Source organism: Embleya sp. L77 (genome assembly GCF_055557415.1).
Genome location: NZ_CM145709.1, coordinates 1,757,436 through 1,784,286, shown reverse-complemented (window position 1 = coordinate 1,784,286; position 26,851 = coordinate 1,757,436). Strand labels below are relative to the sequence as shown.

20 protein-coding genes and 1 pseudogene are annotated in these 26,851 nt (G+C 70.9%); 12 read left to right on the top strand and 9 right to left on the bottom strand.

The features are described from left to right. Nucleotides 1–79: 79 nt before the first annotated feature. The 3 genes from ACZOOI_RS07190 to ACZOOI_RS07180 form a co-directional block, all read right to left on the bottom strand. On the bottom strand, nucleotides 80–1,192 hold the full coding sequence (locus ACZOOI_RS07190; RefSeq protein WP_465279959.1) for an N-acetylmuramoyl-L-alanine amidase: 1,113 nt from the start codon (nucleotides 1,190–1,192) through the stop codon (nucleotides 80–82). Continuing rightward, complete coding sequence (locus ACZOOI_RS07185) at nucleotides 1,182–2,438, bottom strand: hypothetical protein (protein WP_465279958.1); 1,257 nt, start codon at nucleotides 2,436–2,438, stop codon at nucleotides 1,182–1,184. Before ACZOOI_RS07185 ends, ACZOOI_RS07190 begins: the two co-directional genes overlap by 11 nt. A gap of 200 nt (nucleotides 2,439–2,638) precedes the next feature. Beyond that, entirely contained in the window at nucleotides 2,639–3,277 is a 639-nt protein-coding gene (locus ACZOOI_RS07180; RefSeq protein ID WP_465279957.1) for a class I SAM-dependent methyltransferase, read from the bottom strand. A gap of 280 nt (nucleotides 3,278–3,557) precedes the next feature. On the opposite strand from ACZOOI_RS07180, the gene ACZOOI_RS07175 reads away from it, so the two are divergent. Next, entirely contained in the window at nucleotides 3,558–5,762 is a 2,205-nt protein-coding gene (locus ACZOOI_RS07175) for an acyl-CoA dehydrogenase (RefSeq protein ID WP_465279956.1), read from the top strand. 168 nt (nucleotides 5,763–5,930) lie between these two features. Continuing rightward, the gene (locus tag ACZOOI_RS07170) at nucleotides 5,931–7,133 is read left to right on the top strand and encodes a lipid-transfer protein (RefSeq protein WP_465279955.1); all 1,203 of its coding nucleotides are present in this window, start codon (nucleotides 5,931–5,933) and stop codon (nucleotides 7,131–7,133) included. Nucleotides 7,134–7,523: 390 nt separating this feature from the next. Here the strand turns inward: ACZOOI_RS07170 and ACZOOI_RS07165 are convergent, their stop codons facing one another. Beyond that, nucleotides 7,524–8,819 carry an NYN domain-containing protein gene (locus tag ACZOOI_RS07165; protein ID WP_465279954.1) on the bottom strand — a complete coding sequence of 432 codons (1,296 nt, stop codon included), beginning with the start codon at nucleotides 8,817–8,819 and terminating at the stop codon, nucleotides 7,524–7,526. A 181-nt stretch (nucleotides 8,820–9,000) separates the two neighbouring features. On the opposite strand from ACZOOI_RS07165, the gene ACZOOI_RS07160 reads away from it, so the two are divergent. Then, entirely contained in the window at nucleotides 9,001–10,677 is a 1,677-nt protein-coding gene (locus tag ACZOOI_RS07160; RefSeq protein ID WP_465279953.1) for an AMP-binding protein, read from the top strand. 37 nt (nucleotides 10,678–10,714) lie between these two features. On the opposite strand, the gene ACZOOI_RS07155 is transcribed toward ACZOOI_RS07160, so the two are convergent. From ACZOOI_RS07155 to ACZOOI_RS07140, 4 genes are all read right to left on the bottom strand, one after another. Continuing rightward, complete coding sequence (locus ACZOOI_RS07155) at nucleotides 10,715–11,368, bottom strand: LysE family translocator (RefSeq protein ID WP_465279952.1); 654 nt, start codon at nucleotides 11,366–11,368, stop codon at nucleotides 10,715–10,717. Between the two features lie 455 nt (nucleotides 11,369–11,823). Continuing rightward, nucleotides 11,824–12,474, bottom strand: coding sequence for an organomercurial lyase (gene merB / locus ACZOOI_RS07150; protein ID WP_465279951.1), 651 nt, complete (start codon nucleotides 12,472–12,474; stop codon nucleotides 11,824–11,826). After that, on the bottom strand, nucleotides 12,471–13,451 hold the full coding sequence (rarD, locus tag ACZOOI_RS07145) for an EamA family transporter RarD (RefSeq protein ID WP_465279950.1): 981 nt from the start codon (nucleotides 13,449–13,451) through the stop codon (nucleotides 12,471–12,473). Before rarD ends, merB begins: the two co-directional genes overlap by 4 nt. Before the next feature lie 87 nt (nucleotides 13,452–13,538). Further along, nucleotides 13,539–14,486 carry an SDR family NAD(P)-dependent oxidoreductase gene (locus ACZOOI_RS07140; protein WP_465279949.1) on the bottom strand — a complete coding sequence of 316 codons (948 nt, stop codon included), beginning with the start codon at nucleotides 14,484–14,486 and terminating at the stop codon, nucleotides 13,539–13,541. A gap of 547 nt (nucleotides 14,487–15,033) precedes the next feature. On the opposite strand from ACZOOI_RS07140, the gene ACZOOI_RS07135 reads away from it, so the two are divergent. From ACZOOI_RS07135 to ACZOOI_RS07115, 5 genes and pseudogenes are all read left to right on the top strand, one after another. Then, nucleotides 15,034–15,696: a TetR/AcrR family transcriptional regulator gene (locus ACZOOI_RS07135; RefSeq protein WP_465279948.1), complete on the top strand. Its 663-nt coding sequence runs from the start codon at nucleotides 15,034–15,036 to the stop codon at nucleotides 15,694–15,696. 114 nt (nucleotides 15,697–15,810) lie between these two features. Beyond that, the gene (locus tag ACZOOI_RS07130; protein ID WP_465279947.1) at nucleotides 15,811–16,467 is read left to right on the top strand and encodes a Scr1 family TA system antitoxin-like transcriptional regulator; all 657 of its coding nucleotides are present in this window, start codon (nucleotides 15,811–15,813) and stop codon (nucleotides 16,465–16,467) included. Continuing rightward, nucleotides 16,397–16,669 (top strand): annotated as a pseudogene (locus ACZOOI_RS07125) (Scr1 family TA system antitoxin-like transcriptional regulator); the annotation flags it as partial. The gene ACZOOI_RS07130 and the pseudogene ACZOOI_RS07125, both read left to right, overlap by 71 nt. Further along, nucleotides 16,648–16,929, top strand: coding sequence for a DUF397 domain-containing protein (locus ACZOOI_RS07120; protein ID WP_465281136.1), 282 nt, complete (start codon nucleotides 16,648–16,650; stop codon nucleotides 16,927–16,929). The pseudogene ACZOOI_RS07125 and the gene ACZOOI_RS07120, both read left to right, overlap by 22 nt. Nucleotides 16,930–17,704: 775 nt before the next feature. Then, entirely contained in the window at nucleotides 17,705–19,270 is a 1,566-nt protein-coding gene (locus ACZOOI_RS07115) for an ABC transporter substrate-binding protein (protein WP_465279946.1), read from the top strand. 138 nt (nucleotides 19,271–19,408) lie between these two features. Here the strand turns inward: ACZOOI_RS07115 and ACZOOI_RS07110 are convergent, their stop codons facing one another. Then, on the bottom strand, nucleotides 19,409–20,110 hold the full coding sequence (locus ACZOOI_RS07110) for a PaaI family thioesterase (RefSeq protein WP_465279945.1): 702 nt from the start codon (nucleotides 20,108–20,110) through the stop codon (nucleotides 19,409–19,411). A gap of 147 nt (nucleotides 20,111–20,257) precedes the next feature. Here ACZOOI_RS07110 and ACZOOI_RS07105 point away from each other — a divergent pair, with 147 nt between their 5' ends. The 4 genes from ACZOOI_RS07105 (at nucleotide 20,258) to ACZOOI_RS07090 (ending at nucleotide 26,776) form a co-directional block, all read left to right on the top strand. Next, nucleotides 20,258–21,118, top strand: a complete 861-nt coding sequence (locus tag ACZOOI_RS07105; protein ID WP_465279944.1) for a MaoC/PaaZ C-terminal domain-containing protein — start codon at nucleotides 20,258–20,260, stop codon at nucleotides 21,116–21,118. A 2,169-nt stretch (nucleotides 21,119–23,287) separates the two neighbouring features. Next, a complete protein-coding gene (locus ACZOOI_RS07100; protein ID WP_396011392.1) occupies nucleotides 23,288–24,364 on the top strand; it encodes a Zn-dependent alcohol dehydrogenase in 1,077 nt (358 codons plus the stop codon). Between the two features lie 150 nt (nucleotides 24,365–24,514). Then, the gene (locus ACZOOI_RS07095; protein WP_465279943.1) at nucleotides 24,515–25,444 is read left to right on the top strand and encodes a 3-oxoacyl-ACP reductase; all 930 of its coding nucleotides are present in this window, start codon (nucleotides 24,515–24,517) and stop codon (nucleotides 25,442–25,444) included. Between the two features lie 183 nt (nucleotides 25,445–25,627). Continuing rightward, nucleotides 25,628–26,776 carry an Rv3169 family protein gene (locus ACZOOI_RS07090; protein ID WP_465279942.1) on the top strand — a complete coding sequence of 383 codons (1,149 nt, stop codon included), beginning with the start codon at nucleotides 25,628–25,630 and terminating at the stop codon, nucleotides 26,774–26,776. Nucleotides 26,777–26,851 lie beyond the last annotated feature (75 nt).

Sequence of the window (26,851 nt, the reverse complement as noted above, 5' to 3'; positions counted from 1 at the left end):
GCCGCGAACCGGGGACCGTCACCGACGCGTGCGCGACGAGGACGGTCGGAAAGACCCTAGGGGACAGCCGACCCGCGGCTCACGTCCCCTTCAGGAGATAGGCCGTGATCCCCGTCGCGATGCCCGACGCGGCGCGTTCGCGCCAGTTCGGGTCGGTGAACTGCGCGGCGTCCGTGGCGTTGCGCATGTTGCCGCATTCGATGAACACCTTGGGTCGGGTGGACAGGTTCAACCCGCCGAGGTCGGTGCGGGTGACCAGGCCGTCCTGGGTGCCGAGGTAGGTCGCGGGGCTCGCGCCGGTGGCCGCTCGGAAGGCGGCGGCCAAGGTGCTGCCCAGGGCGCGCGAGGGGGCCAGGATCGGGGTGGTGTCGACGTTCGCGTCCTTGACCGAGGCGGGCAGGATGACGTGGAAGCCGCGCCCGCTCGCCGGTCCGCCGTCCGCGTGGATGGACACGATGGCGTCCGCCCGGGCCGTGTTGCCGCGGGCCGCCCGCTCGTTCACGCACGGACCCCACGCCTCGGTCTCCCACGTGTAGAGCACCGTCGCGCCCTGAGCCTCCAGGAGGCGTTTGGCCCGGTGCGCCACGTCGAGGGTGAACTCGGCCTCGGTGTAGCCCTTGTCGGTCTCGGTCCCGGTGGTGTCGCACTCCTTGGTCAGCCCGCCCGCGTACACCTGCTTGTTGATCTCGCGGGAGTGGCCGCCGTTGCCCGGATTATGGCCCGGATCGATCATCACCACCCGCCCGGACAGCGGAAGCCCGGTGGTCCCGGCGCGCGGCGCGGGCGGGCCGGGCGAGGTGACGGGTGCGGCGATGGGCGGTGCGGTGGACGGCTGTTGTCCATCCGGTGGGGTGCTCGATGCCGGGGCCGGCGCGCCGCCGGCCGCCGCGGGGTCGGGTGTGGCCTCCGGCGCGGCGGTGGTCGTCGGACTCGCCGGCGGATGCGCCGCGGCCGTGCGGCCGGTGTCGTGTCCGTCCGGCCAGGCCACCGCGATCGTGGTGATCCCGGTGGCGGCGAGCGTGAGGGCGAGCACGGTCAGGGTGACCCGGCGGCGCCGGCGCAATCGCTCGCGCGCGGCCGCCAACCGCTCCTCGTGCGAGGCGGAGTGGCCGAAGAAGCCGGCTCCGGAGCGGGAGTACGCGTTGCCGGAGTCGTCGGGACGGCCGCGGTCGTCGCGGCGGTCAGAGGTCAAGTTCACTCCTGGACGTGAGGCCGTAGCGCGACGCGACGGTGTTCCAGGTGTCGACGAACGACTTCTTCGCGCTGGACGCCTCGGCGCTGATCGTGGCGCCGTCGTCGTACAGCGACCGGGTGCCCGGACAGCCCGAGTCGGCGGCCGACTGCGCCCACGCGGCGAAGGCCCGGTCGGCGCGGGCCGACGCGGTCCACGCGGTGCGCAACGTCGGTGCGGCGGATTGCAGTTCGGGGACGCCGTCGAAGCGCATCGCGTCCAGCTGGGTGACCAGTTGATCGCGTTGCGCGGCGGCGTCGAGCAGCGCGGAACGGGACGCGGCCAGCGAAGAGCAGGAGCCGACGTTGTTCACCGCGTCGATCACCGACTGCCGGGACGAACCGCTGCGCGAGAGCAGCGAATCCAGCGCGGCGGCCTGCGCGCGGGCGTCCGGCGCGGCGGTGGTCGGCGGCGGGGTGGTCACCGCCGAACCCTGCGACGGGGGCGTGGCCGGGTGCAGGCCCGACTGCTCGCCCGGGCCGGTCCCGGAGGGCGTGGGCGTGCCGGTCGAGGACTGTCCGGCGCTCTCCGAACCGTGCGCGGCCGGCGTCTTCTTGTCGTCCTCCCACGGCCGCAGCGCGAACAGCGTGCCCAGCGCGGCCACGAACACCACCGCGACCACGATGAACAGCAGCGTGCGCTCGAACGAGGGACCAGGCGGGGCCGGCGACAGCGGTCCGGGCGGCGGCGGGGTGGCGCCGCGATACCAGTCCGGCGCGGCGGGCACGTCGCGTGCCGGGGGCATGCCGTAGCCGTGCACGGGCGTGTGCGCCGCGTCGGCGAAGGTGCCGCCCGAGGGCAGCGGCGAGGGGCCGCGCTCGTGCTGGAACCAGTCGGCGGGCGGCGTCGATTCGTTCGGCGGCACGTCCGGGCGGGGCGTCGGCGGCGGAGCGGGAACCGGCCACGCCGGCGGCGGCGGAGCGGCCGGAACGCCGCGGGCGGCCGGGTTGTCCACCGTGTCCTGGTCCTCGGGCGGCCGGGGCTGCCCGGGCGGTGGCGGTGGGCCGGCGGCCGGAAGGTGGGCGGTCGGCTGGTGGTGCGGGCGCGGCGGCACGTCCGGATTCACCGCGGTCGGCGCCGCGGTGACCCGGCGGCGCACCCAGCCGCCCACGCCGCCGTTGGCCGCCCGGTCCCAGACGGTCTCGAACCGTTCACCGTCCGCCGTGGGTTCACCGGGCCGGTCGTCGTGCTCGTGTTGATCGGACATCAAGATCCCCCCGCGTCCTTCCCCGGATCGGCATTGTCCCAGCAAATGGGACCCGCGCGGGACCGGATCCGATTGCTTTCGGGAATCGAATCAGGCTCGAATCACTCTTGACCGGATGTGCCACCGCATGATGGGCACGGCGGCGCGACCGCCGGGCCGCTGGTCCGCTCGACCCGGGCGCCGCTCGGCCGCCGTACCGCTCAGATGCCCGGCGCGATCCGTCGCAGCACCCGCAGCGACCCGTCGCCGGGCAGTTCCTCGAAGGCGCCCGACGCCAGCGCGCGCAGGTAGACCCGGTACGGCGCCTGGCCGCCGTCGGCCGAATCCGGGAACACGTCGTGGATCAACAGCAGTCCGCCGACCGCCACGTGCGGCGCCCAGCCCTCGTAGTCGCCCTGTGCGTGCTCGTCGGTGTGCCCGCCGTCGATGAACACCAGGCCCACCGGGGTGTTCCACAGCGGCGCGATCACCCGGCTGTGCCCGATCAGGGCCACCACGTACGGCTCCAGGCCGCTGCGGTACAGCGTGCGCCGAAAGCGCGGCAACGTGTCCATCACGCCGACCTCGGCGTCGACCAGGCTCGGATCGTGGTACTCCCAGCCGGGCTGCTGCTCCTCGGAGCCCCGGTGGTGGTCGAGGGTGACCACCACGGTGCCGGCGTCGCGGGCGGCCGCGGCGAGCAGGATCGTCGAGCGCCCGCAGTAGGTGCCGAGTTCGACCAGCGGGCCGACCTTGGCGGCCTCGGTCGCCGCCGCGTACAGCGCGTCGCCCTCGTTGGCGGGCATGAATCCGGTGGCGGCCTCGAACGCGGCCCGCACGGCGGGGTCGATGGTGCTCATCCTGGGGTTCTCCTTGATCGAGGCCGCGCTCGGCCCGTCCGGCGGATGCTGGTGGGGCCACCAGCATGCGCTCCTCGTGGGGCCACCAGCATCCGCCGGACGGGCCGGGCGCACCGGGTCGGTGCGACCGCGGGCCGCCATGCTGCCGCAGCCGGGCCGGCGGCACCGTGTCGGGGGCCACATCGGGGCCCTGGAACCGACTTCGGTCTCCCGATTAATTGAAACGGGTTCTACTATCGCAAGTACTGGACCGAGTCACGGAAGTCACGGAAGGCGCGATATGGCCATCGGCATCACGGAGGAGCACCGCTCCCTGGCGGAATCGGTACGCGGGTGGGTGCAACGTGTTGCACCCATCGGAGAGGTGCGCCGGGTGCTGGAGGCGGAGGCCGAGGAACGGCCCGGCCACTGGGCCGGCCTGGCCGAACAGGGCCTGCTCGGCATGCACGTCGCGGAGGAGTTCGGCGGTGCGGGCTACGGCCTGGTGGAAGCCGCCGTGGCGCTGGAGCAGGCCGGTCAGGGCATGCTGCCCGGCCCGTTCCTGCCCACCGTGCTGGCCTCGGCGCTGATCCAGGCCGACGGCGGCGACGCGGCCAAGGAACTGCTGCCGGGCCTGGTGGACGGCACCCTGATCGGCGCCGTCGCGCCGAACCCGGGCACCGTGGTGGCGGCCGAGGAGGCGGGCGGCCTGCGGGTGACCGGGGTGGCCACGCCGATCCTGGGCGGCGCGCTCGCCGACGTGCTGGTGCTGGCCGCGCGCCGGGCCGACGGCACGCCCGCGTACGTGGTCGTGGACGCCGCGCAGGTGAGCGTCCGGGCGCTCAAGAGCGTGGACCCGACCCGGCGCAGCGCCGAGGTCACGGTGGACACCGTGGTCCCGGCCGGGCGCGTGCTCGGCGGCGTGGACGAGGACCTGGCCCGCGACCTCGCGGCCGTACTGCTGTCCGCCGAGGCATGCGGCGTGGCCGCGTGGGCACTCACCACGGCGACCGAATACGCCAAGGTGCGCGAGCAGTTCGGCCGGCCGATCGGTCAGTTCCAGGCGATCAAGCACCTGTGTGCGGACATGCTGGTGCGGGTCGAGCAGTCGCGCGCGGTCACCTGGGACGCGGCGCGCGCGATCGACGCGGGCTCGGACGCGCCGACCCGGTCGCTGACCGCGGCGATCGCGGCGACCTACGCGATCGAGGCGGCCTTCACCACCACCAAGGACTGCGTGCAAATCCTCGGCGGGATCGGCTTCACCTGGGAGCACGACGCGCACATCTACCTGCGCCGGGGGCTGACCCTGCGGCAGTACGCCGGGCCCGCCGCGTTCTGGCGGTTGCGGGTGACCGAGCTGGCGAGCGCCGGGGCGCGCCGCGAGCTGGTCCTGGACCTGCCCCCGGAGGCGGAGAACCTGCGCGACACCGCGCGGGCGATCCTGACCGAGGTGGCCGGCGAGTCCGGCGCCGAGCAGCGTGCCCGGCTGGCCCCGCTGGGCTATGCCGCGCCGTACCTGCCCAAGCCGTACGGCATCGGCGCCGGGCCGGTCGAGCAGCTGGTGATCCAGCAGGAGATGAAGTCGCTCGGCGTGCGGCTGCCGGACATCACCATGGGCAACTGGGTGATCCCGTCGCTGATCGCGTACGGCACCGCGGCCCAGCAGGAGCGGTTCGCGCCGCCGACGCTGCGCGGCGAGATCCAGTGGTGCCAGCTGTTCTCCGAGCCGGGCGCGGGCTCGGACCTGGCGGCGATCAGCACCCGCGCGACCAAGACCGAGGGCGGCTGGCTGATCAACGGCCAGAAGGTGTGGACCTCGCGCGCCCGCGAGTCGCAGTGGGGCATCCTGCTCGCGCGCACCTCGCCGGACAAGCCCAAGCACGAGGGGCTGACCTACTTCATCGTGGACATGGCCGCGCCGGGCCTGGACATCCGGCCGCTCAAGGAGATCAGCGGCCTGGCGATGTTCAACGAGATCTTCCTCGAAGATCTCTTCGTGCCGGACGAGATGGTGGTCGGCAAGGTCGACGAGGGCTGGCAGGTGGCCCGCAACACGCTCGGCAACGAGCGCGTGCACATGGGCGCGGGCAGCTCGTTCGGTGCCGGCATCGCGAACCTGGTCGCGGCGGTGAACGGCCCGGCGGGCGAGTTCGTGGACGGCGGCTTCCGCGAGCGGCTGGGCGCGCTGGTGGCCGAGGCGTCCTCGCTCGCCCTGATCGAACTGCGCACCACGCTGGCCCGGTTGTCCGGTCTGGAGCCCGGCGCCGGTGCCTCGGTGCGCAAGCTGGTCGGCACTCCGCATCAGCAGCGCGAGTCCGAACTGTCCCTCGAACTGCTCGGCCCGCTGGGCGCGGTGGACGAGGGGGCCGGGCAAAAGGCCGCGTTCGGGTTTCTGATGAGCCGCTGCCTGACCATCGCCGGCGGCACCACGCAGGTCCAGCTCAACGTGGTCGGCGAACGCATCCTCGGGCTGCCGCGGGACCCGCAGCCCACCGAGAAGTAGTCCGTTCCTTCGCTCGGTTCGTCTCCTTCGTTCACTCGGTTCGATTCGCTCGGTTCGATTCGTTCGGTGCGATTCGTTCGCTCGGTTCATTTCGTTCGGTTTCTTCGTTCGTTCGGTTCCTCGGTTCGTTCGGTTCCTTTCCTCATCTGTTCAGTGGGAGTTCGCGACATGGCACAAAAGGCGTTCATCGTCGGCGTGGGCATGACCAAGTTCGAGAAGCCGGAGAGCCGCGACTGGCAGTACTGGGACATGGTCAAGGAGGCCGGCGACAAGGCCCTGGCGGACGCCGGCGTCGGCTACGACCTGGTCGAGCAGGCGCCGGTCGGCTACTGCTTCCAGGCGTCCACCGCCGGCCAGCGCGCGGTGTACGAGCTGGGCCTGACCGGGATCCCGGTCTACAACGTCAACAACAACTGCGCGACCGGCTCGTCCGCGCTGATGATGGCCCGCCAGTTCGTCGCGGGCGGGCTGAACGACTGCGTGCTCGCGATCGGCTTCGAGAAGATGAAGCGCGGTTCGCTGGGCGGGGGCGGCGAGGGCGACTTCTCCACGTCGCCGGTCGCCGCGCACTACAAGATCATGGGCGACGCGCACGGGTTCTCGATGACCGCGCCGCCGACCGCGCAGATCTTCGGCAACGCGGCCCGCGAGCACATGGCCCGCTACGGCACCACCGCCGAGCAGATCGCGCACGTGGGCGTGAAGAACCACCGGCACTCGGTGAACAACCCGTACGCCCAGTTCCAGGTCGAGTACTCGCTCGAAGAGGTGCTCGCCGCCAAGGAGATCCACGCGCCGCTCACCCGGCTCCAGTGTTCGCCCACCTCGGACGGCGCCGCCGCGGCGCTCGTGGTCAGCGAGCGCTTCGTGCGCGAACACGGCCTCCAGGACCAGGCGATCGAGATCGTGGCGCAGTCGATGACCACCGACACCGAGGAGAGCTTCGCCTCGAAGACGTGCATCGACGTGGTCGGCAAGCCGATGTCGGCCGCGGCCGGTCGGCAGGTCTTCGAGCAGTCCGGCCTGGGCATCGAGGACGTCGACGTGATCGAGCTGCACGACTGCTTCTCGATCAACGAGATCCTCACCTACGAGGCACTGGGCATGTGCGGCGAGGGCGAGGGCGGCAAGCTGGTCGCCGAGGGCGCCACCACCTACGGCGGTCGCTGGGTGGTCAACCCCTCCGGCGGCCTGATCTCCAAGGGCCACCCGCTCGGCGCCACCGGCCTGGCCCAGGCCGCGGAGATCAGCTGGCAACTGCGTGGTCTGGCCGAGGCCCGCCAGGTCGCCGACGCCAAGGTCGGCCTGACCCACAACATCGGCCTCGGCGGCGCCGCCGTGATCGGTGTGTACCGCCGCGGCCAGTTCTAGGCCCGGTTCGACGTGCGCCGGGCGGCCCCACCCAGGGCCGCCCGGCGCACGATGAGTACGCGGGCTCATGCGGTGGGCCGGGGGTGTTTTCGAGGTGCCGGCGGCAGGCGCCTCGCATCCGGACGCGTACGAGAGGGCGCGCGGTGGCATGCGCGGGCGCGGTTCGAGATCTCGTTCGACGGGGCGGGCGAGCCGGGGGAGTTCGCGGTCCTGATCGCGAGCGATCCGAAGGGCCGCTACGCACTGCGGCTGTACGCGCGGACCGGTACGAGCGGCCGGCGTCCGATGCGATCGTGATGGAGGTGAGCTCGCCGTGCTTCACCGAGCCGCGGGCGGCGGCGCCGTCCTCGTGACGGGTACGGCGCGTGGGTCGCACCCGTCACGGTCTCGTCATGCGCCGTTGGGGCCCGGGACGACGGTGAGGTCGGAGGGGGTCCGGTTCGGGGCGGGCGTGCTGTGTAGCCATTCGGTGAGGAGGGTGCGTTCGGTGTCGTTGAGGTACAGGCGGGCGTTTGCGCACAGCGTCTCGACGTTGCGGAGGAAGGCGTCGGCGAGGTCGTCGGCGGAGGCGACCGGGTGGGCGGTGGAGGACCAGTAGCCGGAGTAGACCAGCCCGGTGGTCACGAACGCGATGGCCTTGCGGGCGATCGTCTGCATACGTTCGGCGCACCGGTCGCGGACCGCGCCCGAGGTCTGGTTGCCCTGGAAGCCGTTCTCGCTGACCTCGGCGTGCAGTTCCTCGAAGAGCACCTGGTACTCCTCGGGGGAGAGCCGAGGCGCCCCGGTGACCGTGGCCACCCGGTCGATCAGGTCGCGGACCGGTTCGCGCACGTGGTCCATCCGACCCTGGCCGTTGGGTCGGGCCGAGGGCGGCTGATGTCGGGTGCGGTCGTAGATGTAGCCCGGTGGGACCCGGCTGATCAGCAGCTTCTCGTCGGCGCCCTGCTCCAGCATCAGTTCGAGCAGGGACGAGAAGGTGGTCGCGCCGCCCCAGCGGGTGCGGGTGACCTGCTCCCGGCCGACCTGCTGGAGCACCGAGTGGGCCAGCGTCGCGAGCACGATCGGCTCGTCGGATCCGTCGAGTTGCGCGCGTACGTGCGCCATCACCTGCTCGCGCACGCCCTCGTCGGCGGGCGCGACGTCGATCTCGTCGCGCAGCGCCCGTTCGATGAACTCCTGGTCGCTGATCACCACGTCGCCGGCGGCGACGTACGCCTGGGCGGCCGGACCGCTGGCGATCACCATGGTGCGCCGGTCGTGGCTGCGCAGTCGCAGCAGCACGGGCGTGAAATCCGCGTCCGCGCTCATGATGATGACCTCGTCGAACCGGGTCGAGTGCTGGAGCGTGTCCAGTACGTCCATCACCATGTGGATGTCCGCACTGTTCTTGCCCCGGCCCGTCAGCGGCGGGCAGTCGATCACGCGAAAGGCCGACCGCGTGAAGAAGGCCCGGTAACGGTCGTGCATGACCGGGTTGAGGTAACAGTTGCGTACGAGCAGGGATCGGCGCAGGCCACGCTCGATCGCCTCGTTCTCCAACCACTCCAACCACTGGGACGGCTTCCGGGCGAAAATTTCCGCCGAAGCCCGATCCGTCTCGCGCAGCCCGCTGTAAATGTTGTCAAAGTCAAGAAAAAGCGCGCTGCGAATTCTGCCTGGTATGCCCGAATCCATACTCATGTCCATGCCTGCCTCCCCCGATGCGTACGGCTTCAATCTGTCCGACGCGTCACGTGTGGGCAAGCGAGGCCACTCACGGTCCCCTTGTGATCTTGGCCGTCTTCCGATCCGCGCGCACGCGGGTTAGGTTGCGAAGCGAAAGCTTGATCGTGCCATGTAGGTATGTCTGTCCGTCAGGAGTCGTGCCGTGTCGGGACGTTGGAGCACCACCCTGGACGTACTGCTGCGAGAGCGGGCCGCGGATCCCGCACCCGGGCTCCGCCACGAGGACCGGGCCTGGTCCTGGGCCGAGGTGGTCGCCGAGTCGGCGCGGCGGGCGGCCCTGCTGCGTGCCCTGCGGGTCGAGGGCAGGCCGTGGCACGTCGGGGTGATGCTGGAGAACGTCCCGGAGTTTCCGCTGCTCCTGGGCGCCGCGGCGCTGTCCGGTGCGGTGATCGTCGGGCTCAATCCGACCCGGGTCGGCACCGAACTGGCCCGCGACATCGATCACACGGACTGCTCGCTCGTGATCACCGACGCGGCGCACCTGGAGCAGCTGCGCACCGCGGCGCCGGACTTCCCGGCGGACCGGCTGTTGTGCGTGGACGACGCGTCCTGGGCGGCGGCACTGGAGCCGTACGCGGGAACCGAACTGCCGGCCGAGCGGCCGAGCGCCGACGACACCTTCATGCTGATCCTCACCTCCGGGACCACCGGACACCCCAAGGCGGTGATCTGCTCGCAGGGCAAGGTCGCCTCGCAGGGGGCCAGCGTGGTGGCGATGGAACGGCTGACCGGCGCGGACGTCGCCTACTGCGCGATGCCGCTCTTCCACTCCAACGCGATCATCACGTGCTGGGCGCCGGCGGTCACCGCCGGGGCCGAACTGGTGCTGCGCCCGCGGTTCTCCGCGTCCGGCTTCCTGCCCGACGTGCGGCGGTTCGGGGTCACCTACGCGAACTACGTGGGCAAGCCGCTGTCGTACATCCTGGCCACACCCGAGCGTCCCGACGACGCGGACAACCCGCTCACCCGGGTGTTCGGCAACGAGGGCGGGCCGCAGGACGTCGAGCGCTTCGCCCGGCGGTTCGGCTGCACGGTGCGGGACGGATTCGGCTCGACCGAGGGCGGCCTGTCCTTCGTGCCGGTCCCGGACATGCCGCCGGGCGCGCTGGGCCGGCCCAACGGCGATATCCGGATCCTGAACCAGGACACCCGCGAGGAGTGCCCGCCGGCGGCCTTCGACGCCGAGGGCCGGATGACCAACCTTGAGGAGGCGGTCGGCGAGCTGGTCAACATCGGCGGTGCGGGAGCCTTCGAGGGCTACTACAACAACGCGGCGGCGACCGCGCAGCGCATGCGCGAGGGCTGGTACTGGAGCGGCGACCTGGCCTACCGCACCGAGGACGGCCTGGTCTTCTTCGCCGGCCGCAGCGGCGAATGGCTGCGCGTCGCCGGGGAGAACTTCGGCGCGGCGCCGGTCACCCGGATCCTGTCCCGACACCCGGACGTCGCGGTGGCCGCGGTGTACGGCGTGGCCGACGAGGCGGCGGGCGACCAGGCGATGGCGGCCCTCGTCCTGCGCGAGGGTGCGAGCTTCGAACCGGCCGCGTTCGCCGCCTGGTTGGCCGCGCAGTCGGACCTGTCCCGGGCCTGGCACCCGCGCTACATCCGGATTGCCGCGGCGCTCCCGCAGACCAGCACGAACAAGATCCTGACCCGAGTCCTGGTCCGCCAGGCCTGGTACACCGGCACCGACGAACTGTGGTGGCGCGACAGCAAGGACGGCCCGTACCGACCGTTCACCGAGGCCGACCGCAAAACCCTGGAGAAGGCTTTCGCCGACCGCGGCCGGGCACACGTGCTGGCGCTGCTGGATCGGTGAGTCGGGGGCGCGGTCGGGGTTCGATCCGGTGGGGGCCTCAGCCGTCGGTTGCGGCGAGGCCGATGCCGAAGGCGCCGATGACGGTGCCGGTGGTGGCGTCGAGGGTGCGGCGGAAGCGGGGGCGGCGGAGCTTCGTGCGCAGGCTGTTCGCGCCGAGGATGATCGCCGTGAACCACACCATGCCCTCGATGTCGTGGACCAGCGCGAGCAGTATCCCGAAGGCGAGGTGCGGTGCACCGGAGGGCATGAACTGCGGGATCATCGCCATGTAGAAGACGCCCACCTTGGGGTTGGTCAGCGACGTGAGCACGCCGCGCCCCCACGCGGACCACAACCCCGCAGCGGCCTTCGCGCCGGCCACCGGGGCGGCCTCGACGTCGGTGTACCGGTTCACCCACGCGGTACGCAGGAGTCCGTAGGCGAGCCAGAGCAGGTAGCAGGCGCCGACGATCCGCAGGCTCGTATAGGCGACCCGGGACGTGGTCAGCACGGCCGAGACGCCGGCTGCCGCGGCGGCACCCCAGACCAGGGTCCCGGAGCCTATGCCGAAAGCGGTGGCGAACCCGTGCCGAGGCCCGCGCGCGAGCGCCGCCCGCAGCACGATCGCGGTATCCGGGCCGGGCATTATCGTCAGCAGCCCGGCGACCAGGGCGAACGAGGCGAGGTGGGTCAGCACGTCCATACGGGCCATGCTGCCGGCCCCTCGCGAAGACTCGGACGGCGGGCGTTCGGGCGCCCGCGGTGGGGAGCGCGTTTCGGCGTGCGGGCTACCGCGCGCCGGCCGCCGGCCGCGCGGTGACCTGCTGACGCGTCGTCACGACGAGGCTCAGGCCGGGGAGTTGCGCGGAATCGCGGCCGCTCGAGCCTGTCCCGCTCGACCCGAACCCGACTTGCTCGGTTTCGTCCCGCTCGGCCCCGAACCCGTGTCGCTCGGTGTCGTCCTGCTCGGCCCCGAACCCGTGTCGCTCGGTGTCGTCCTGCTCGGCCCCGAACCGTGTCGCTCGGTGTCGTCCTGCTCGGCCCCGAACCCGTGTTGCTTGGTTTCGTCCCGCTCGGCCCCGACCCGGTGCCGATCGGCTCGGGTGGGTGGGGGTGCGGTGGGGGTGTGCGGCGTCGGCGTGGTGGGGGCGTCGGCCGTGCGCGTTCTCACAGGCCCCAGAAGCGGCCTTCGAGGCCCACCGCTGCGAAGTAGCCCGCCGCCGAGGCCGGGTCGCGGCGTTCGTAGCCGCGGTTCAGGCGGCCCTCGTACCAGTGTTCGGCCAGGCGCCACAGCTTTGTGAGGTCCAGGACGCAACCGCGGGTCTGGCCCGTGCGGGCGAGCCAGCCGTCCACGCAGCCCTCGTCGCAGAACAGCCGCTGGTTGCCGCACGCGTGCACCACGTCGTCCCACAGTGTGGTGATCGGGACCAGGAAGTGCGCCACCTCGTCGCCCTTGGGCGGCTGTTCGGTGCCCACGTTCCAGGCGAGGGCCTGCTCGCAGCCCGGGCAGCGGGTCGCGACCAGGACTTCCTGGCCAACCAGGTGCGGTATCGCGAAGGAGTCCCACGCACAGCCGCCCCACCACAGCGTGCGTGGGCCCATCACCGAGAAGCCCAGCGGAACCGCGCTGAACGGGTGTGCCATCACGATCGCGCCGTCGCGCAGCACGATGTGCCGCCGCTCGTGCAGGGCCCACAATCCCGCCCGCACGGTCGCCTCCGAGACCCCCAGGGTCGCGGCCAACTCCGGGTCGGAGGGCGCCCGTCCGGTCTCGGCGAAGCCGCGGTAGACCGCCAGGCGCAACTGTTCGACGCTCACGAGGTCACTTCCCGCTCGGGCACGACCGTGTCGGGAGTCTCGCACTCCGGCTCGGTGACCGCGGTCCCGGGCACCCGCGCGGCCGGGATCGCGGCGACCCGATTGCGCCGGGACTGGCGGATCGCGTCGTAGGTGAGCACCGCGAGCGCCGCCCACACCAGGGCGAAGCCCGCCCACCGCGCGGCCGGCATCGGCTCGTGGTAGACCGCGACGCCGATCCCGAACTGGATGATCGGGGCCAGGTATTGCAGCATGCCGATCGTGCTCAGCGGCACCGTGTTCGCGGCCACCGCGAAGCACAGCATGGGGACCACCGTGATCAGGCCCGCCGTCATCAGCATCAGCGCCTGCGGCGTGCCCTCGTGCCCGAACGTGCCCTCGCCGGACCAGGCCAACCAGGTCAGGTAGCCCAGAGCGGGCAGGAACATCACGGCCGTCTCGATCGTCATCGAGTGGGTGGCGGGCAGGTTCATCCGCTTCTTGATGTAGCCGTACGTCGCGAACGACGAGGCCAGGGTCAGTGCGATCCAGGGGACTCGGCCGTAGGCGACGATCAGCACCACCACCGCCGTGACGCCCATCCCCACGGCAGTCCACTGGACCGGCCGCAACCGCTCCCCGAGCACCACGACACCGATGCCGATGAGCACCAACGGCGTGATGAAGTAGCCCAACGAGGTCTCCACGACCTGGTCGTGGTTCACGCCGTAGATGTAGGCGCCCCAGTTGATCGAGATCATCACCGCGGCCAGCGTGACCGTGGCCAACTTGGCGGGCGTGCGCACGATCTCGCGGATCCAGGACCATTGCCGGAGCGCGGCGAGCAGGACGACCATGCACAGCAGTGACCAGGTCATCCGGTGGGCGAGGATCTCGACGGCGCCGGCCGGCTTGACGTGCGGCCAGTAGAGCGGGAAGAGACCCCACATGACATAGGCCGCCGTACCCAGGAGCAAACCGCGTCGTTCTGAACCCATGCCGCCGACGGTACTGGCGAAGTGGCCTGCCGTCAGGAGCCAATTTCGGACGCGTGGATCCGTTGCGCCACGGAATGTTCCCGGTCCTCAGTCGCCCTCGCGGCTCAATGCCTCCCATCGGGTGTACTCCTCGCGGCGTGCCCGGTCGAGTTCGGCGACCATGTCGAAGGCCAGGCCGCCCAGGATGATCCGGCGGGGTGGGTCGGGCAGATCGACGACCTTGAGCAGCACGGCCGCCGCCTTGGCCGGGTCGGCGTCCTTCGACTCGCCCCACATCTCGGCCAGTTCGGCGCGCAGCGGGGCGTACACCTCGTTCTCGGTGGTCGTGGTCAGGCCGTGGGTGAACAGTGCCGTCTCGTAACCACCGGGCTGGACCAGGGTCACGTGCACCCCGAAGGCCGCCGCTTCCATCGCCAGGGCACCGGTCACGCTGTCGAGGGCGGCCTTGGTCGCGCTGTACAGACCCGTGGACGCGAAGCCGACGGCGGAGCCCATCGAACCGATCTGGAGGATGTGCCCCGAGCCCTGCTCGCGCAGGTAGGGGAGCACGGCCTGGGTCACCCACAGCGCGCCGAAGAAGTTGACGTCGAAGTGCGCTCGGGCCTGTTCCTCGGTCGCCTCCTCGATCATGCCGATCAGACTGACGCCCGCGTTGTTGACGACGATGTCGAGCCGGCCGAAGGCGGTGACGGCACGAGCCACGGAGCGGAACACCGCGTCGCGATCGGTGACGTCGAGGGGCAGGGGGACGAAGCGGCCGCCGTGCTCGGCGGCGAGGGCGGCGAGCGGCCCGACATCCCGCGCGGCGCCGACGACCCGATCACCCGCCGCGAGCGCGGCCTCGGTGAAGGCTCGCCCCAAGCCGCGCGAGGCACCGGTGATGAACCAGACGCGGGGGTCGCGGTTGGTGGGGTGGCGGGCAGTGGTCGTTTCGGTCGCGGCGTCGGCTCCAGGGGTGGCGGTCGCGGTGGTCATGGGCGTGGGCTCCTTCACGGTGTCGGCGGCAGGGGTGGCGGTGGCGGTGGCGGTGGTCATGAGCGTGGGCTCCTTTGTTTCCGCGGGGCCGGAAGGGTCGGCTGATTCGGCAGGTGCGGAGGATTCGGGGCAGGTGTCGGTGGGGCGGTTCGTGGGGTGTTCGGGAGGGGGCTTAGGGAGGGCTTGGGGCGGGGGGCTTACCTCGGCCGATAGCCGGACGAGGTCGCCGTGCGGTGATCGGTCCGCGCGGGGCGAGGGACGGCGATCCGCGCCTCGCGGCGGTGACGTGGCCGGGGTGGCTCGGGGGGCGAAGCGGCGCGCCGGATGGCAGCCGCAGCGTCGGCGGTATCGACGGTGATCCGCAGGCGGGTTTCCCTCGCGGGGCGCGAGTCGAGGACGGAGAACGCCTCGGTGGTGCGGTCGGTGATCGGTGCGGCGGCGGCCGGGGTGCGGAACATGAGCGACAACTCCTCGGAGATCGGGGGACGAGAGACGGCGAGACCTGCGAGACGAGACGGTTCGTCTCGCTTCGAGATCCAGCATGTACCTCTCCCTTGCCGATGTCAATACGAGACGGTTCGTCTCGTGGGTCGGCTAGGATGTGACCATGAGCATCGACAACACGGACGGCGGCGCCGAGTCGCGCCGCTCGGGTCCGGGCGCCGAGGCCGCCTCCGGCCGTGCCGCCACCAAACCGAATCCGTCCCGCCGCAGCGAGCAGTCCCGCCGCGCGATCCTCACCGCCGCCCGCGAATTGGTCGCCGAGTTGGGCTTCGCGAAGCTCACGATCGAGGCGATCGCGGCGCGTGCGGGTGTCGGCAAGCAGACCATCTACCGGTGGTGGGGCTCCAAGGGTGAGGTCGTCTTCGAGGCGTTCCTGGCGCTGAGCGATCCGGGGGAGGGCATCGTGCTCCCCGACACGGGCGACGTCGAGACGGATCTGAGGTTCCTGATGCGCGAGACCGTCGCCGAGTTCGCCGACCCCGCGTTCGAGGGCCCGATCCGCGCACTCAACGCCGAGATCATCAACGACCCCAAGCTCGCCAGGCTCTACCACGAGAAGATGGCCGCGCCCGTCGACGAGGCGAAGAAGGAACGCCTGCGCAGCGCCCAGCGGGCCGGACAGATCGCCGCCGACGTCGACCTCGACCTGGCTCTCGAACTGCTCTACGCCCCGCTGTACCAGCGCTGGCTGCTCCGCTCCGGCCCGCTCACGGAGGAGTACGCCGACAGCCTGGTGGCGCTGACCCTCAAGGCACTTCGCCCCTGATCCATCGGCGATGGGGGATACCGCCACGGTCCGCCACGGGCGAAGACTCGCGAATCGACCAAATGTGTCGATCGAGGTCGTTAGCGTGTGTCCGGTGACCACCTTGGGGGTGTCGTGAAGCGCTCGATCGAGCCGGGAAATCCGGCGTTCGTCTCTGCCCGGCACCAGCGTGGGTGGCGCTCCCAGCAGCGGCTTGCCGACGCGTTCGAGGAGAAGGCAGCCGAATGCGGCTTGCGCATCGGAGTCAGCGTCCGTCAGGTCCGACGCTGGGAAAGCGCGGAACCACCATGGCCGTCGAGTGACTACCAAATGGTGCTCGAGGCGCTGTTCGGACTGCCGTTGACCTTGCTCGGTTTCTCGCCACCGGTTGGCTCGCGTCGCTTCGAGGAGGAGATCGCGAGCGCCCAGGTCGTCGGCATCCTCGAAGATCTGCACGAGGGCGAGCAATCCGGATGGTGGCGTACCGACCCGGACGAAGGATCCGGCGCCCGTGTGGATCGCCTGATTCGGGTGGAGCAACGGGCGGGGGTCACACGCACCTACGCGTCCAGCCTGATTCCCGGACCTCTTCAGGTGTACGAATACGCGGTCGCGGCGATCCGCGCGTTCCTGCCGGCATTGCCCGAGGACGAGGTCATCGAGCGAGCACGTAAGCGGACCGAGCGGCTGGCCCGATTGCAGGCACGCCCCGACGGGTCACGTGCGCTGTTCGTACATCATCGACGAACCCGTCCTGCATCGACCCGTCGGCGGCGATGCGGTCCTGCGTGACCAACTCGCGCACTTGCTCATCACGGTGTCCGCGCTACCTCACGTGCAACTCCGGGTGGTGCCTCTCGCTGCCGGTGGTCATCCCGGCATGGCCGGTCCATTCACGATGTTCGACCTCGGGGACCGGCGAGTCGTCTACACCGAGGCCCTCACCGGGGCTTCGTGGACTTCGCGGCCGGCATGTCTTGCGGCGTACTCGTTCGCCTACGATCGGCTCCAGGCGGCAGCGCTTACTGCAAACGATTCGATGCAACTCGTTGCGCAGAGGCTCGCAGAACTGGAGACGGCATGGATGCTCGCGGGAGATGGACCACCAGCACCCACAGTGGAGGGGAAGACTGTGTCGAGGTCGCGTCCTTGGGCGCCGCCGTCGGAGTGAGGGACAGCAAGATCGCCGATTCCCCGGTGATAGCCGTCAGCCCGGCCTCATGGGCACGCCTCACGGAGGTGGCCGGTCGCTGATCGGCGATACGCGCAAGCGCGCTCCAGCGACCGATCACGGAGACGTCCCGCCGACCTACGGCCGCGCCTTGGACAGCCGTTCGCTCGGTGCGTCGTGGCGGATCGGCGCTTTAGGTAGGCACGGCCCGATCTCGCGCTTGCCGGACCCGTGCTTGTCCCGTATGAGGCACGCGGCTTCCGGGCGCCGGATCGTGCCACTCCACGCGTGACCCGCCCCTGTTGCCCATCCCGGCCCCGACCCCTCGGCCCCGGCCGGCTCCGGCCTCGGCCCACCCGGCGTCGGCGTCGGCTTCGGCTCGGTCCCGACCCGCCCCCATCCGACCCGTCCGACCCGACCCGGTCCGGCTCGGCTCCGCCCCGGCCTCCGTCCCGGCCTCGACCCCACCCCGGCCCGATCCGGCCCCCGCAACGCGACCCGCGTGTCCGCGCGGCGCGTTGGGCTTCGTGATCGGGCCCTGTTCGCGTGATTCGGACTTCGCGTGAATCGGCCCGGTTCTGCGTGATGTGGCTTCGGAAGTGCCCGTCGGAGTCGGTCGAAATCGCGTCATAGGCCACCGGGGTCAGGGAACCTGACGGAGAGTCACATCAGCCGGTGGATATTGGGGATTGGGGCTGCGGTACCGTCACGGACGGTGCCGAATTGTTATTTGACGGACCGTCAGATTTCTCCTTACCGTGGCCGTATATCCACGTCTGGATCAAGGAAACGACGCCACCCCGCTCCCGGGACGGCGTGCCTTGTGCTTTCCGAATGCAGGAGCGTCCCGTGCGAACCGTGAACTCCACACCCTTCAAAACCCGCCTGCTGCGCCGCTCCGGCGTACTGGCGGGCCTCGTCGGCCTGACGCTCGGCGCCACCGCGTGCGGTGGCGACGACGACTCCGGCAGCGGAGCCTCCGGCTCGATGACGGTGCTCATCACGCAGGAGGCCAAGGGCATCGACCCGATCATGACCACGGTGTCCTCCCTGACCGGCGGCAACCAGGCCGCGGCCGTGTTCGACATGCTCTTCTGGATCAACCCGAAGACCGGCAAGGCCGAACCGCAGATCGCCGAGAGCGCGACCGCCGGCGAGGGCAACTCGGTCTGGACGATCAAGCTCAGGCCCAACGTCAAGTTCTCCGACGGCACCGCGCTCGACGCCGAGGCGGTCAAGTTCAACTGGGAGCGGCACGCCGACCCGGCGAACAAGTCGGTGCAGTTCACCGCCGTCAAGGGGATGAAGTTCGACGCGGTCGACGCGCAGACCGTCAAGGTCACGCTGCCCGCGCCGAACGCCCACTTCGACTTGGTGGTCGCGCACAACCTCGCCTTCATCGGATCGCCCACCGCGATCAAGGCCGACCCCAAGCTGTTCGCGCAGAAGCCGGTCGGCGCGGGCCCGTTCAAGCTCAAGACGTGGATGCGCGACTCGCAGCTCACACTCGAGCGCAACGGCTCGTACTGGAGTCAGGGCAAGCCCGCGCTCAAGGAATTGATCTTCAAGCCGGTGATGGACCAGAAGCAGCGGCTGGCGGCGCTGTCCTCGGGTCAGGCCCAGCTGATGACGACGGCGCACTTCCCGTCGACCGAGCAGGCCAGGAAGGACGGCATGACGGTCACGCTCGATCCCAAGAGCGGCGGCTTCATGACCATGTTCGACACCTCCAAGCCGCCGTTCAACGACCCGCGCGCCCGCCGCGCGTTCGCGTTGATCATGAACCCGGACGATCGCAACCAGACGATCCAGGGCTCGCCGGGTCAGACGCTCAAGAGCTGGTTCCAGCCCGCGTCGCCGTTCGCCAACCCGGCAGCGGTGTACGCGACCAACAACCGCCCCGAGGCACAGAAGTTGCTCGACGAACTGGCCGCCGAGGGCAAGCCGCTGAGCTTCACCTACACGACCAACAGCAGTGCGAGCGCGCGGATGACGGCCGAGTACTGGCTCACCCAGATCAACGGCATGAAGAACATCACGATGAAGACCGAGTTCCTGGAGGGCGCGGCCTACATCCAGAAGGTGATGATCAACAACGACTTCCAGGCCTCGGAGTTCGTGATCACCTTCGACGAGCCGGAGCCGGTGCTGTACAACTTCACCCACTCCAAGGGCTCGGAGAACCGCACCAAGTGGAACAACCCCGCCGTGGACAAGGCGCTCGACGACGCCCGTAACACCGACGACCAGGCGGTCCGCAAGGCCGCCTACCAGAGCGTGCAGGCGGAGATCGTCAAGGACGTCCCGTTCTTCTCGTACGAGAAGTCCTTCGCGGCGGCGGTGCAGGGCAAGAACACCAAGATCGAGGGCCTGTCGCTGTTCGAGGACGGCCTGATCCTGTTCGACCGGATCGCGCTCAAGTAGTCACCACGGCACCGGCCACGGCACCCACGCCCGCATTCGCGACCGCATCCGCATTCGCGACCGCGCCGATCGGCCGAGCCGGCCCAGTGAAGTGACACCACGTCAGGGACGCACGCACCGTGCGTCCCTGACGCCGTGTCAGGCCCGCGCCACGCGGATGAACAGCGCCTCGGCGTCCGCGACCAGCACACCGTCGGCATACGACCGGGCGGTCACCCACGCCTTGCGCCCTTCGATGCGCGTGACGCCCGCCTCGTAGTCGATGCGCGTGTACAGCGGCGTGGCCCGGCGCATCCGCACGGTCAACCATCCGGTCATCCCGAGCGTTCCCGAGCCGGACTGTGCGCAGCCCATCACCTCGTCGAAGGCCGCGGCCACATATCCGCCGTGCACGCGCCCGTACGGCCCCTCGTACGCGGCGCCGAACGTGGCATGCGCCCGTACCAGCGGCCCGTCGCCGGTGATCCGCATCGGCGGCGCCAGCGGGTTCGCGGCGCCGATGAGGGGGCCGCGTTCGTGCAGCGCGAGATCGCGTGAGGTGGGTGTGCCGTCGCCCACACGGGCCAGTACGGCGATGCGATCCGCCAAATCTGATACATCGTCAGCTACGCTTTCCAGCGTGCTCGCGGCATCCTTCGGATCGACCGACTTCACCGCCTCGATCAGGCGGCGGGTCGCCTCGGCCAACCGGTGCCGCGCCGCGCGTCCGGCGCTGTCCGGCTCCGGCTGTGGCGTCCAGGTCAGCCGCAATTCGCGCAGCACGTCGGGCGATACCGGCGGATCGAGGGCCTCGATGGGCTCGAGGGCGTCCGTGGGGTCGGGGGCTGCGGCGGCGGTCATGACGGCTCCCGGGTGAGGTGGCCCTGGCTTCGGTCGGGCGAATGGCCGATCATTGCATGTAAAAAGAACGAGTTCTAGTTTTGGCGAGCGGCCGGCACGGCCGGCGCCGTCGTAGTACCGAATCGCAGTCACAGTAGAGGAGACGTCATGCCGATCGATGCCGCGAAGGCCACCGGAGCCGAGCCCCGCACGGGTGAGATCGCCTGGTCGAACAAGGACGTGATCCTCTACCACCTGGGCCTGGGCGCAGGCACCCCCGCCACCGGCGCGGACGAACTGCGCTACACGTACGAGAAGAACCTGCACGTGCTGCCGACGTTCGCGACCGTGGCCGGCACCAAGGTCGGCGGCAGCCTCTCCGCACTGCCCGGCATCGACATCAACCTGCGCGCGGTGCTGCACGGCGGCCAGGAGATCGTCGTACACAACCCGCTCCCGGCCAAGGCCAAGGGCGTCAAGGCCACCAGCCGGGTCGCGGACGTGTACGACAAGGGCAAGGCCGCCGTGATCGTGCTGGAGTCGTCGGCCGAACTCGAGGACGGGACCAAGCTGTACGACTCCCGCGCCGAGATCTTCGTGCGCGGCGAGGGCGGCTTCGGCGGCGAGCGCGGTCCGGTGACCAAGATCGACGTGCCCGAGCGGCCCGCCGACCACACCATCGACGTGCCCACCAGCGCGGACCAGGCGCTGCTGTACCGCCTGTCCGGCGACTGGAACCCGCTGCACGCCGACCCGGACTTCGCCAAGGCGGCCGGCTTCGACACCCCGATCCTGCACGGCCTGTGCTCGTACGGCCTGACCCTGAAGGCCGTCGTGGACAACGTCCTGGGCGGCGACGTCTCGCGCGTCAAGCGCTACCGCACCAAGTTCGCCGGCATTTTCTTCCCGGGCGAGACCATGCGGATCCGCGTCTGGGAAGAGGACGGCAAGCTGCTGATCAACACCTCGGCCGTGGAGCGCGACGACGCGATCGTGCTGTCCGACACGGTGGTGGAGTACACGGGCTGACAGGGGACGGGGTGTGCCGAGCCGCGGGTGCGGCGGGACGGCTCGGCCGGGTGGCGGGGGCGGTAGGGGCAGCTGGTTGAGTCGTAGTTGTAGCCGGCCGACCCCTGCCCGGGTCGCGGGCGAGGTTGGTTGGGGCGGCGGGGGCGCGAACGAGGTTGGTCGGGGTGGTGGGGTCGGTCGGCCGGGTGGCGGGTGCGGTACGGGCAGCTGGCTGAGTCGTAGTTGTAGTCGGCCCACCCGGCCTGGGTCGCGGGCGAGGTTGGTTGGGGCGGCGGGCCGCTCGGCCGGGTGGCGGGGGCGGTAGGGGCAGCTGGTTGAGTCGTAGTTGTAGCCGGCCGACCCCTGCCCGGGTCGCGGGCGAGGTTGGTTGGGGCGGCGGGGGCGCGAACGAGGTTGGTCGGGGTGGTGGGGTCGGTCGGCCGGGTGGCGGGTGCGGTACGGGCAGCTGGCTGAGTCGTAGTTGTAGTCGGCCCACCCGGCCTGGGTCGCGGGCGAGGTTGGTTGGGGCGGCGGGCCGCTCGGCCGGGTGGCGGGTGCGGTACGGGCAGCTGGCTGAGTCGTAGTTGTAGCCGGCCCACCCGGCCAGAGTCGCGGGCGAGGTTGGTTGGGGCGGCAGGGTCGTGGGTGTGGCTGGTCGGAGCGGCGGGGTCGTGAGCGAGGCTGGTCGGGGCGGCCGGAGTCGCAGGCGCGGCGTTGCTGCTTGTTGGGCGCCTTCGGCGCCGGCTCGCGAGGCACCACTTTTTGCTCCCCCGCTTCGCTCCTCCGCAAAAAGCGGCCCCTCGCTCGTGACTTCGTGTCCCTCCGCTTCGCTCCGGGCCACGAAGTCTTGGTTTTGCGGCTCCGCCGCTCTCCGCGCTTCGCGCGTCGATCACTGCGGGCGGCCCGCGTCGGGGGCGCTGACGCGCCTGGGGTGGGCGGGTGCGTAGGGGTGGGTCGGGGCTTCATGGTGCTTGGGCCTGATGTCTATGTGGCCGTCCCTCCGGTACTTCCCGCGAGTTGCTCACCCACGCGACCGAACGCCGTGACACCCCGCTGCGGGATCCACCCACCATCCACCGTCCGCATCGCCCACGCCTGCACCCGCATTCGCTGCTGTGCCGCGTCGCGCGTGCCCGCCCCTACAGCGTCTGCGCCCGCACTTGCCGGCGCGCTCCCGGCGTCCGAGTTCACACTTCCCGCGTCGCCTGCACCCGCACTTGCCTCTGCGTCCACGGCGTCTGCCCCCGCACCTGCCGCTGCGCCCTCGTGGCCCGCACCACACCTGCGCCGCCATCGCACCCGCCCGCGCGCCTGCGCCCTCGTCGCTCGCACCCGCCGCTGCGCCCGCGACGCCCGTGCCTGCACCTGCACTCCCGCCCCGCCCGCGGCGCCGCGCCTCCAGCCCCCGAGGTACCTGGCCGCCCCGGCCCGCCAAACCCCCGGCGCGTCAGCGCCCCCGAGGCCGGCCGCCCACAGTGATCGACGCGCGCAGCGCGGAGAGCGGCGGAGCCGCAAAACCAAGACTTCGTGGCCCGGAGCGAAGCGGAGGGACACGAAGTCACGAGCGAGGGGCCGCTTTTTTCTCGGAGGAGCGAAGCGGGGGAGAGAAAAAAGTGGTGCCTCGCGAGCCGGCGCCGAAGGCGCCCAACAAGAAGCAACGCCGTGCCCGCGACTCGGGCGGGCCTGCTTCGCCGTGCCCGCGACTCGGGCGGGCCTGCTTCGCCGTGCCCGCGACTCGGGCGGGCCTGCTTCGCCGTGCCCGCGACTCGGGCGGGCCTGCTTCGCCGTGCCCGCGACTCCCGCGCCCCCGCTTCGCCGCACCCCGCTTCGCCGCACCCCCGACCCCGGCCGCTCCTCCCCGCTGCCCGCCGCGCCACCGCCCGCACTCCCGACCCCCGCCTCTCGTACCCACACCCCCACCGCTCACCCCGCACCCGCCACCCCGCACCCGCACTGCCACCCCACACCCCACACCCGCACCCCCACCCCCACCCCCACCCCCACCCACCGACACACCGCACGCGCTCGTTGCCCGAGTGTGTGACGTTGCCTCGTCCCGCGTCGGATGCCTTTCGCCTTCCCTCGGGGCCGGATACCTTGACTGTGTCATTGGTCTTGAGTCAAAACGAGAACAAGTTATAGTTCTTGACCGGGCCAAGTATTGGTTCGAGGAACGACGAGGGAGCCCCCATGCGCGCAGCGGTTCTGCACGAGACCGGCCAGGACAAGCTCGACGTCCGCGATGACGTCGAGGCCGTGGGCATGGGCCCGGGACGCGTGCGGGTCAAGCTGCACGCGACCGGGGTGTGCCACTCGGACCTGTCCGCGATGACCGGCGTGCTGCCCCAGCCCGCGCCGTTCGTCCCCGGTCACGAGGGCGCCGGCGAGGTGGTCGAGGTCGGCGACGGCGTGAGCACCGTCGCGGTCGGCGACCGGGTGATCATCTGTTGGGCGCCGCCCTGTGGTGTGTGCAACTACTGCCGCGGCGGCCAGTCCAACCTGTGCCTGGCCGGGTTCATGAACGCCGGCACCCAGAACTTCACCTTCGGCGGCACCCCGTCGTACGGCTTCACCGGCACCGGCACCTTCGCCGAGGAGGTCGTGGTCGCCGCCCCGTGTGCGGTCAAGGTCGCCGACGACGTGCCGTACGAGATCGCGGCGCTGATCGGTTGCGGCGTCACCACCGGTGTCGGTGCGGTGTTCAACAGCGCGCGGATCGAGCCGGGCGCGTCCTGCGCGGTGATCGGCGCGGGCGGCGTGGGCATCGCGGTGATCCAGGGTCTGCGCGCGGCCGGTGCCGCCGAGATCGTGGCCATCGACCCGGCCGAGTCCAAGCACGTGTGGGCCAAGAAGTTCGGCGCCACCCACGCGATCACCCCGGACCAGGCCGCGGACGCAAAGCGCGACCTGACCGCCGGCCAGGGCTTCGACTACGTCTTCGAGGTGGTCGGCAAGTCGTTCACCGCCCGCAGCGCGTACGACCTCACCCGCCGCGGCGGCGACGTGATCATCGTCGGCGCGGGCGCGATGGACGACAACGTCTCGTTCAACATGTTCGAGCTGTTCTTCGACCAGAAGCGCATCATCGGCAGCATCTACGGCGGCGGCGACATCGTCTCCGAGTACGAGCGGATCACCAAGCTGTGGCGCGCCGGCCGGCTCGACCTGGAGGCGATGATCACCCATCGCCTCACCCTCGCCGACATCAACGACGCGTTCGACCTGATGAAGAGCGGCGAGTCGATCCGCACCATCGTCACCCTCTGACCGGGCAGCACCCGAAAGCCGGAAGGCAAGCGGCGCAGTAACCCGCAGTCCGCCCACCCGACGCAACGGGTGGGCGGGTGGGAACACCGACTCCCAAGCCGACCGACACGCGACCGCAGCAAGAACCACCGACCCCACGGGAGTATCCGCATGACCACGTCGCTGGATGGCAAGGTCGCCGTAGTCACCGGCGCCGGCCGTGGCCTCGGCCGCGCCGAAGCCCTCGAACTCGCGAAGCAGGGCGCGGCCGTCGTGATCAACGACTTCGCCCCCGAAGGCAGCCCCAACCCGGCCGACGACGTCGTCGCCGAGATCGTCGCCGCCGGCGGCAAGGCCGCCGCGCACCGCGGCGACGTCTCCGACTTCGACGCGGCCGGCAAGCTGATCCAGCTCGCGATCGACACCTTCGGCTCGATCGACATCGTGGTCAACAACGCGGGCATCCTGCGCGACCGGATGATCTTCTCGATGACGGAGCAGGAGTGGGACTCGGTCCTGGCGGTGCACGCCAAGGGCCACTTCAACACCACCCACCACGCCTCGAAGTACTGGCGGGAGAAGTCCAAGGCGACCGGTGGCGCGGTGTACGCGCGGGTGATCAACACCGCGTCCGAGGCGTGGCTGGCCGGCTCCGCCGGACAGCCCAACTACGCCGCGGCCAAGTCGGCGATCGTGGGCCTGACCATGTCCACCGCGAACGCCCTGGTCAAGTACGGCGTGCGGGCCAACGTGATCTGCCCGCGGGCGCGGACGAGCATGACCACGCACGTGTTCGGCGAGAGCGCGAACAACATCGCCGAGGGCGAGATGGACCCGCTGGCGCCCGAGCACGTCGCGCCGCTGGTCGCCTACCTGGCCAGCCCGGCCGCCGAGCAGATCACCGGTCAGGCGTTCGTGGTGCACGGCGGCTTCGTCGCCGTCATCGAACGCCCCACGCTCCAGGCCAAGTTCGACTCAAAGCAGGCCACCTTCACGCCGGACGAGCTGGACCAGGTGCTCTCGGCGCACTACGCCGACAAGAAGCTGGGCGCCGGCTACACCGCCGACGACCTGCTCTTCCTCAAGCGCGACCCGCGCTGATTCCCGATCCGCGGGGCCGGGGGTGGCGGATCACCTCCGGCCCCGCCTTTCGCCCGCACCGTTGACACGTGTCGTGACGCGGCCCGCGCAGGGACTTCCTGCCGATCGCCGTGATCGGGCCGCGGCCCGCCGGCCGCAGGTATGAGGGGTCGTACCCCGTACCGCACCAAGAAGGGGTTCCCCGTGCTGACCTCCGCCGACGACTTTCCGATCCACCAGACCCCCGAGCCGGTGGCCACGCCCGCCACCTCGGACCGCAACGCGTACGACCGCTACTGGTTCAACGGCTACGACCGCGATGGTGCGTTCTACTTCGCGTTCTCGCACGGCCTGTACCCGAATCGTTTCGTCGCCGACGCGCACTTCACGATCAGTGTGGACGGCGTGCAGCACAGCCTGCACGCCTCCCGCCGGGCACCGCTGGACCGCTTCGACCTCACCGTCGGGCCGGTCGGCATCGAGGTGCGCACGCCGCTGAAGGTGTTGCGGGTGTACGTCGAGCCGAACGAGCACGGGCTGGGCTGCGACCTGACCTTCACCGCGCGCGCCGCCGCGATCGAGGAGGAGCGCACCACCACCCGCAACGGGCACCACGTGATCATGGACTCGACCCGGCTGACCCAACTCGGCGTGTGGTCGGGCACGGTGACGCTGCCCGGCGGCCGGGTCCTGGAGATCGACCCGGCGACCACACTCGGCACCCGGGACCGCTCGTGGGGGGTGCGACCGGTCGGCGAGCGCGAGGGCGGCGCGCCCAAGCCGTTCAACCCGATGTTGTGGCTGTGGACGCCGATCCACTGGGCGGACGAGGTCAGCCTGTGGGCCTCGTTCGAGCGCGCGGACGGGCACATGTACCACGTGGACGGCAAGCGGGTCGCCGCGACGCCGCTGGGCGCGCTGCCCGACCCGGCGGCCGTACCGGTGCCCGAGGACGAGCCCGCGTTCGAGAAGCTGACGCCGCATCACCACGCGCTCACCTGGGTCCCCGGCACCCGTCGGATCCAGGGCGGCGAGTTCCACATGCTCGACGGCGCGGGCGAGCCGTTCGCGTACCGGATCGAGCCGATCGGCACCCGCGGGCTGCTCGCGGGGCTGGGCTACCTGCACTCCGAGTGGGGTCACGCGGTCTGGCAGGGCGAGCTCAAGGTCGGCTACGAGAGCTGGGAGTTGGACAAGGTGGACCCACTCCGGTTCGACCGCCAGCACCAGCAGCAGGTGATCCGGGTGACCGAACTGACCGGCGCCGGACGGGTCGGGGTGGGCGTGGTCGAGCAGCTGTTCTTCGGCCCGCATCGGCCCTACGGCTTCACGGAGATCCTCGACGGAGCGTGAGTCGGACCACGCGAAGGCGCGGGGGTGGGGCGATCGGATCCGGTTGGTGCGTCCCCGCAGTGGATCGGATCGGGC

Excerpts from the sequence above, each read along its gene's own strand:
- ACZOOI_RS07095 (WP_465279943.1), top strand. The coding sequence starts at position 24,515 with ATGACCACGTCGCTGGATGGCAAGGTCGCCGTAGTCACCGGCGCCGGC.
- ACZOOI_RS07175 (WP_465279956.1), top strand. The coding sequence starts at position 3,558 with ATGGCCATCGGCATCACGGAGGAGCACCGCTCCCTGGCGGAATCGGTA.
- ACZOOI_RS07105 (WP_465279944.1), top strand. The coding sequence starts at position 20,258 with ATGCCGATCGATGCCGCGAAGGCCACCGGAGCCGAGCCCCGCACGGGT.
- rarD (WP_465279950.1), bottom strand. The coding sequence starts at position 13,451 with ATGGGTTCAGAACGACGCGGTTTGCTCCTGGGTACGGCGGCCTATGTC.
- ACZOOI_RS07180 (WP_465279957.1), bottom strand. The coding sequence starts at position 3,277 with ATGAGCACCATCGACCCCGCCGTGCGGGCCGCGTTCGAGGCCGCCACC.
- ACZOOI_RS07135 (WP_465279948.1), top strand. The coding sequence starts at position 15,034 with ATGAGCATCGACAACACGGACGGCGGCGCCGAGTCGCGCCGCTCGGGT.
- ACZOOI_RS07155 (WP_465279952.1), bottom strand. The coding sequence starts at position 11,368 with ATGGCCCGTATGGACGTGCTGACCCACCTCGCCTCGTTCGCCCTGGTC.
- ACZOOI_RS07100 (WP_396011392.1), top strand. The coding sequence starts at position 23,288 with ATGCGCGCAGCGGTTCTGCACGAGACCGGCCAGGACAAGCTCGACGTC.
- ACZOOI_RS07140 (WP_465279949.1), bottom strand. The coding sequence starts at position 14,486 with ATGACCACCGCCACCGCCACCGCCACCCCTGCCGCCGACACCGTGAAG.
- ACZOOI_RS07120 (WP_465281136.1), top strand. The coding sequence starts at position 16,648 with ATGTCTTGCGGCGTACTCGTTCGCCTACGATCGGCTCCAGGCGGCAGC.
- ACZOOI_RS07170 (WP_465279955.1), top strand. The coding sequence starts at position 5,931 with ATGGCACAAAAGGCGTTCATCGTCGGCGTGGGCATGACCAAGTTCGAG.
- ACZOOI_RS07110 (WP_465279945.1), bottom strand. The coding sequence starts at position 20,110 with ATGACCGCCGCCGCAGCCCCCGACCCCACGGACGCCCTCGAGCCCATC.
- ACZOOI_RS07185 (WP_465279958.1), bottom strand. The coding sequence starts at position 2,438 with ATGTCCGATCAACACGAGCACGACGACCGGCCCGGTGAACCCACGGCG.
- ACZOOI_RS07165 (WP_465279954.1), bottom strand. The coding sequence starts at position 8,819 with ATGGACATGAGTATGGATTCGGGCATACCAGGCAGAATTCGCAGCGCG.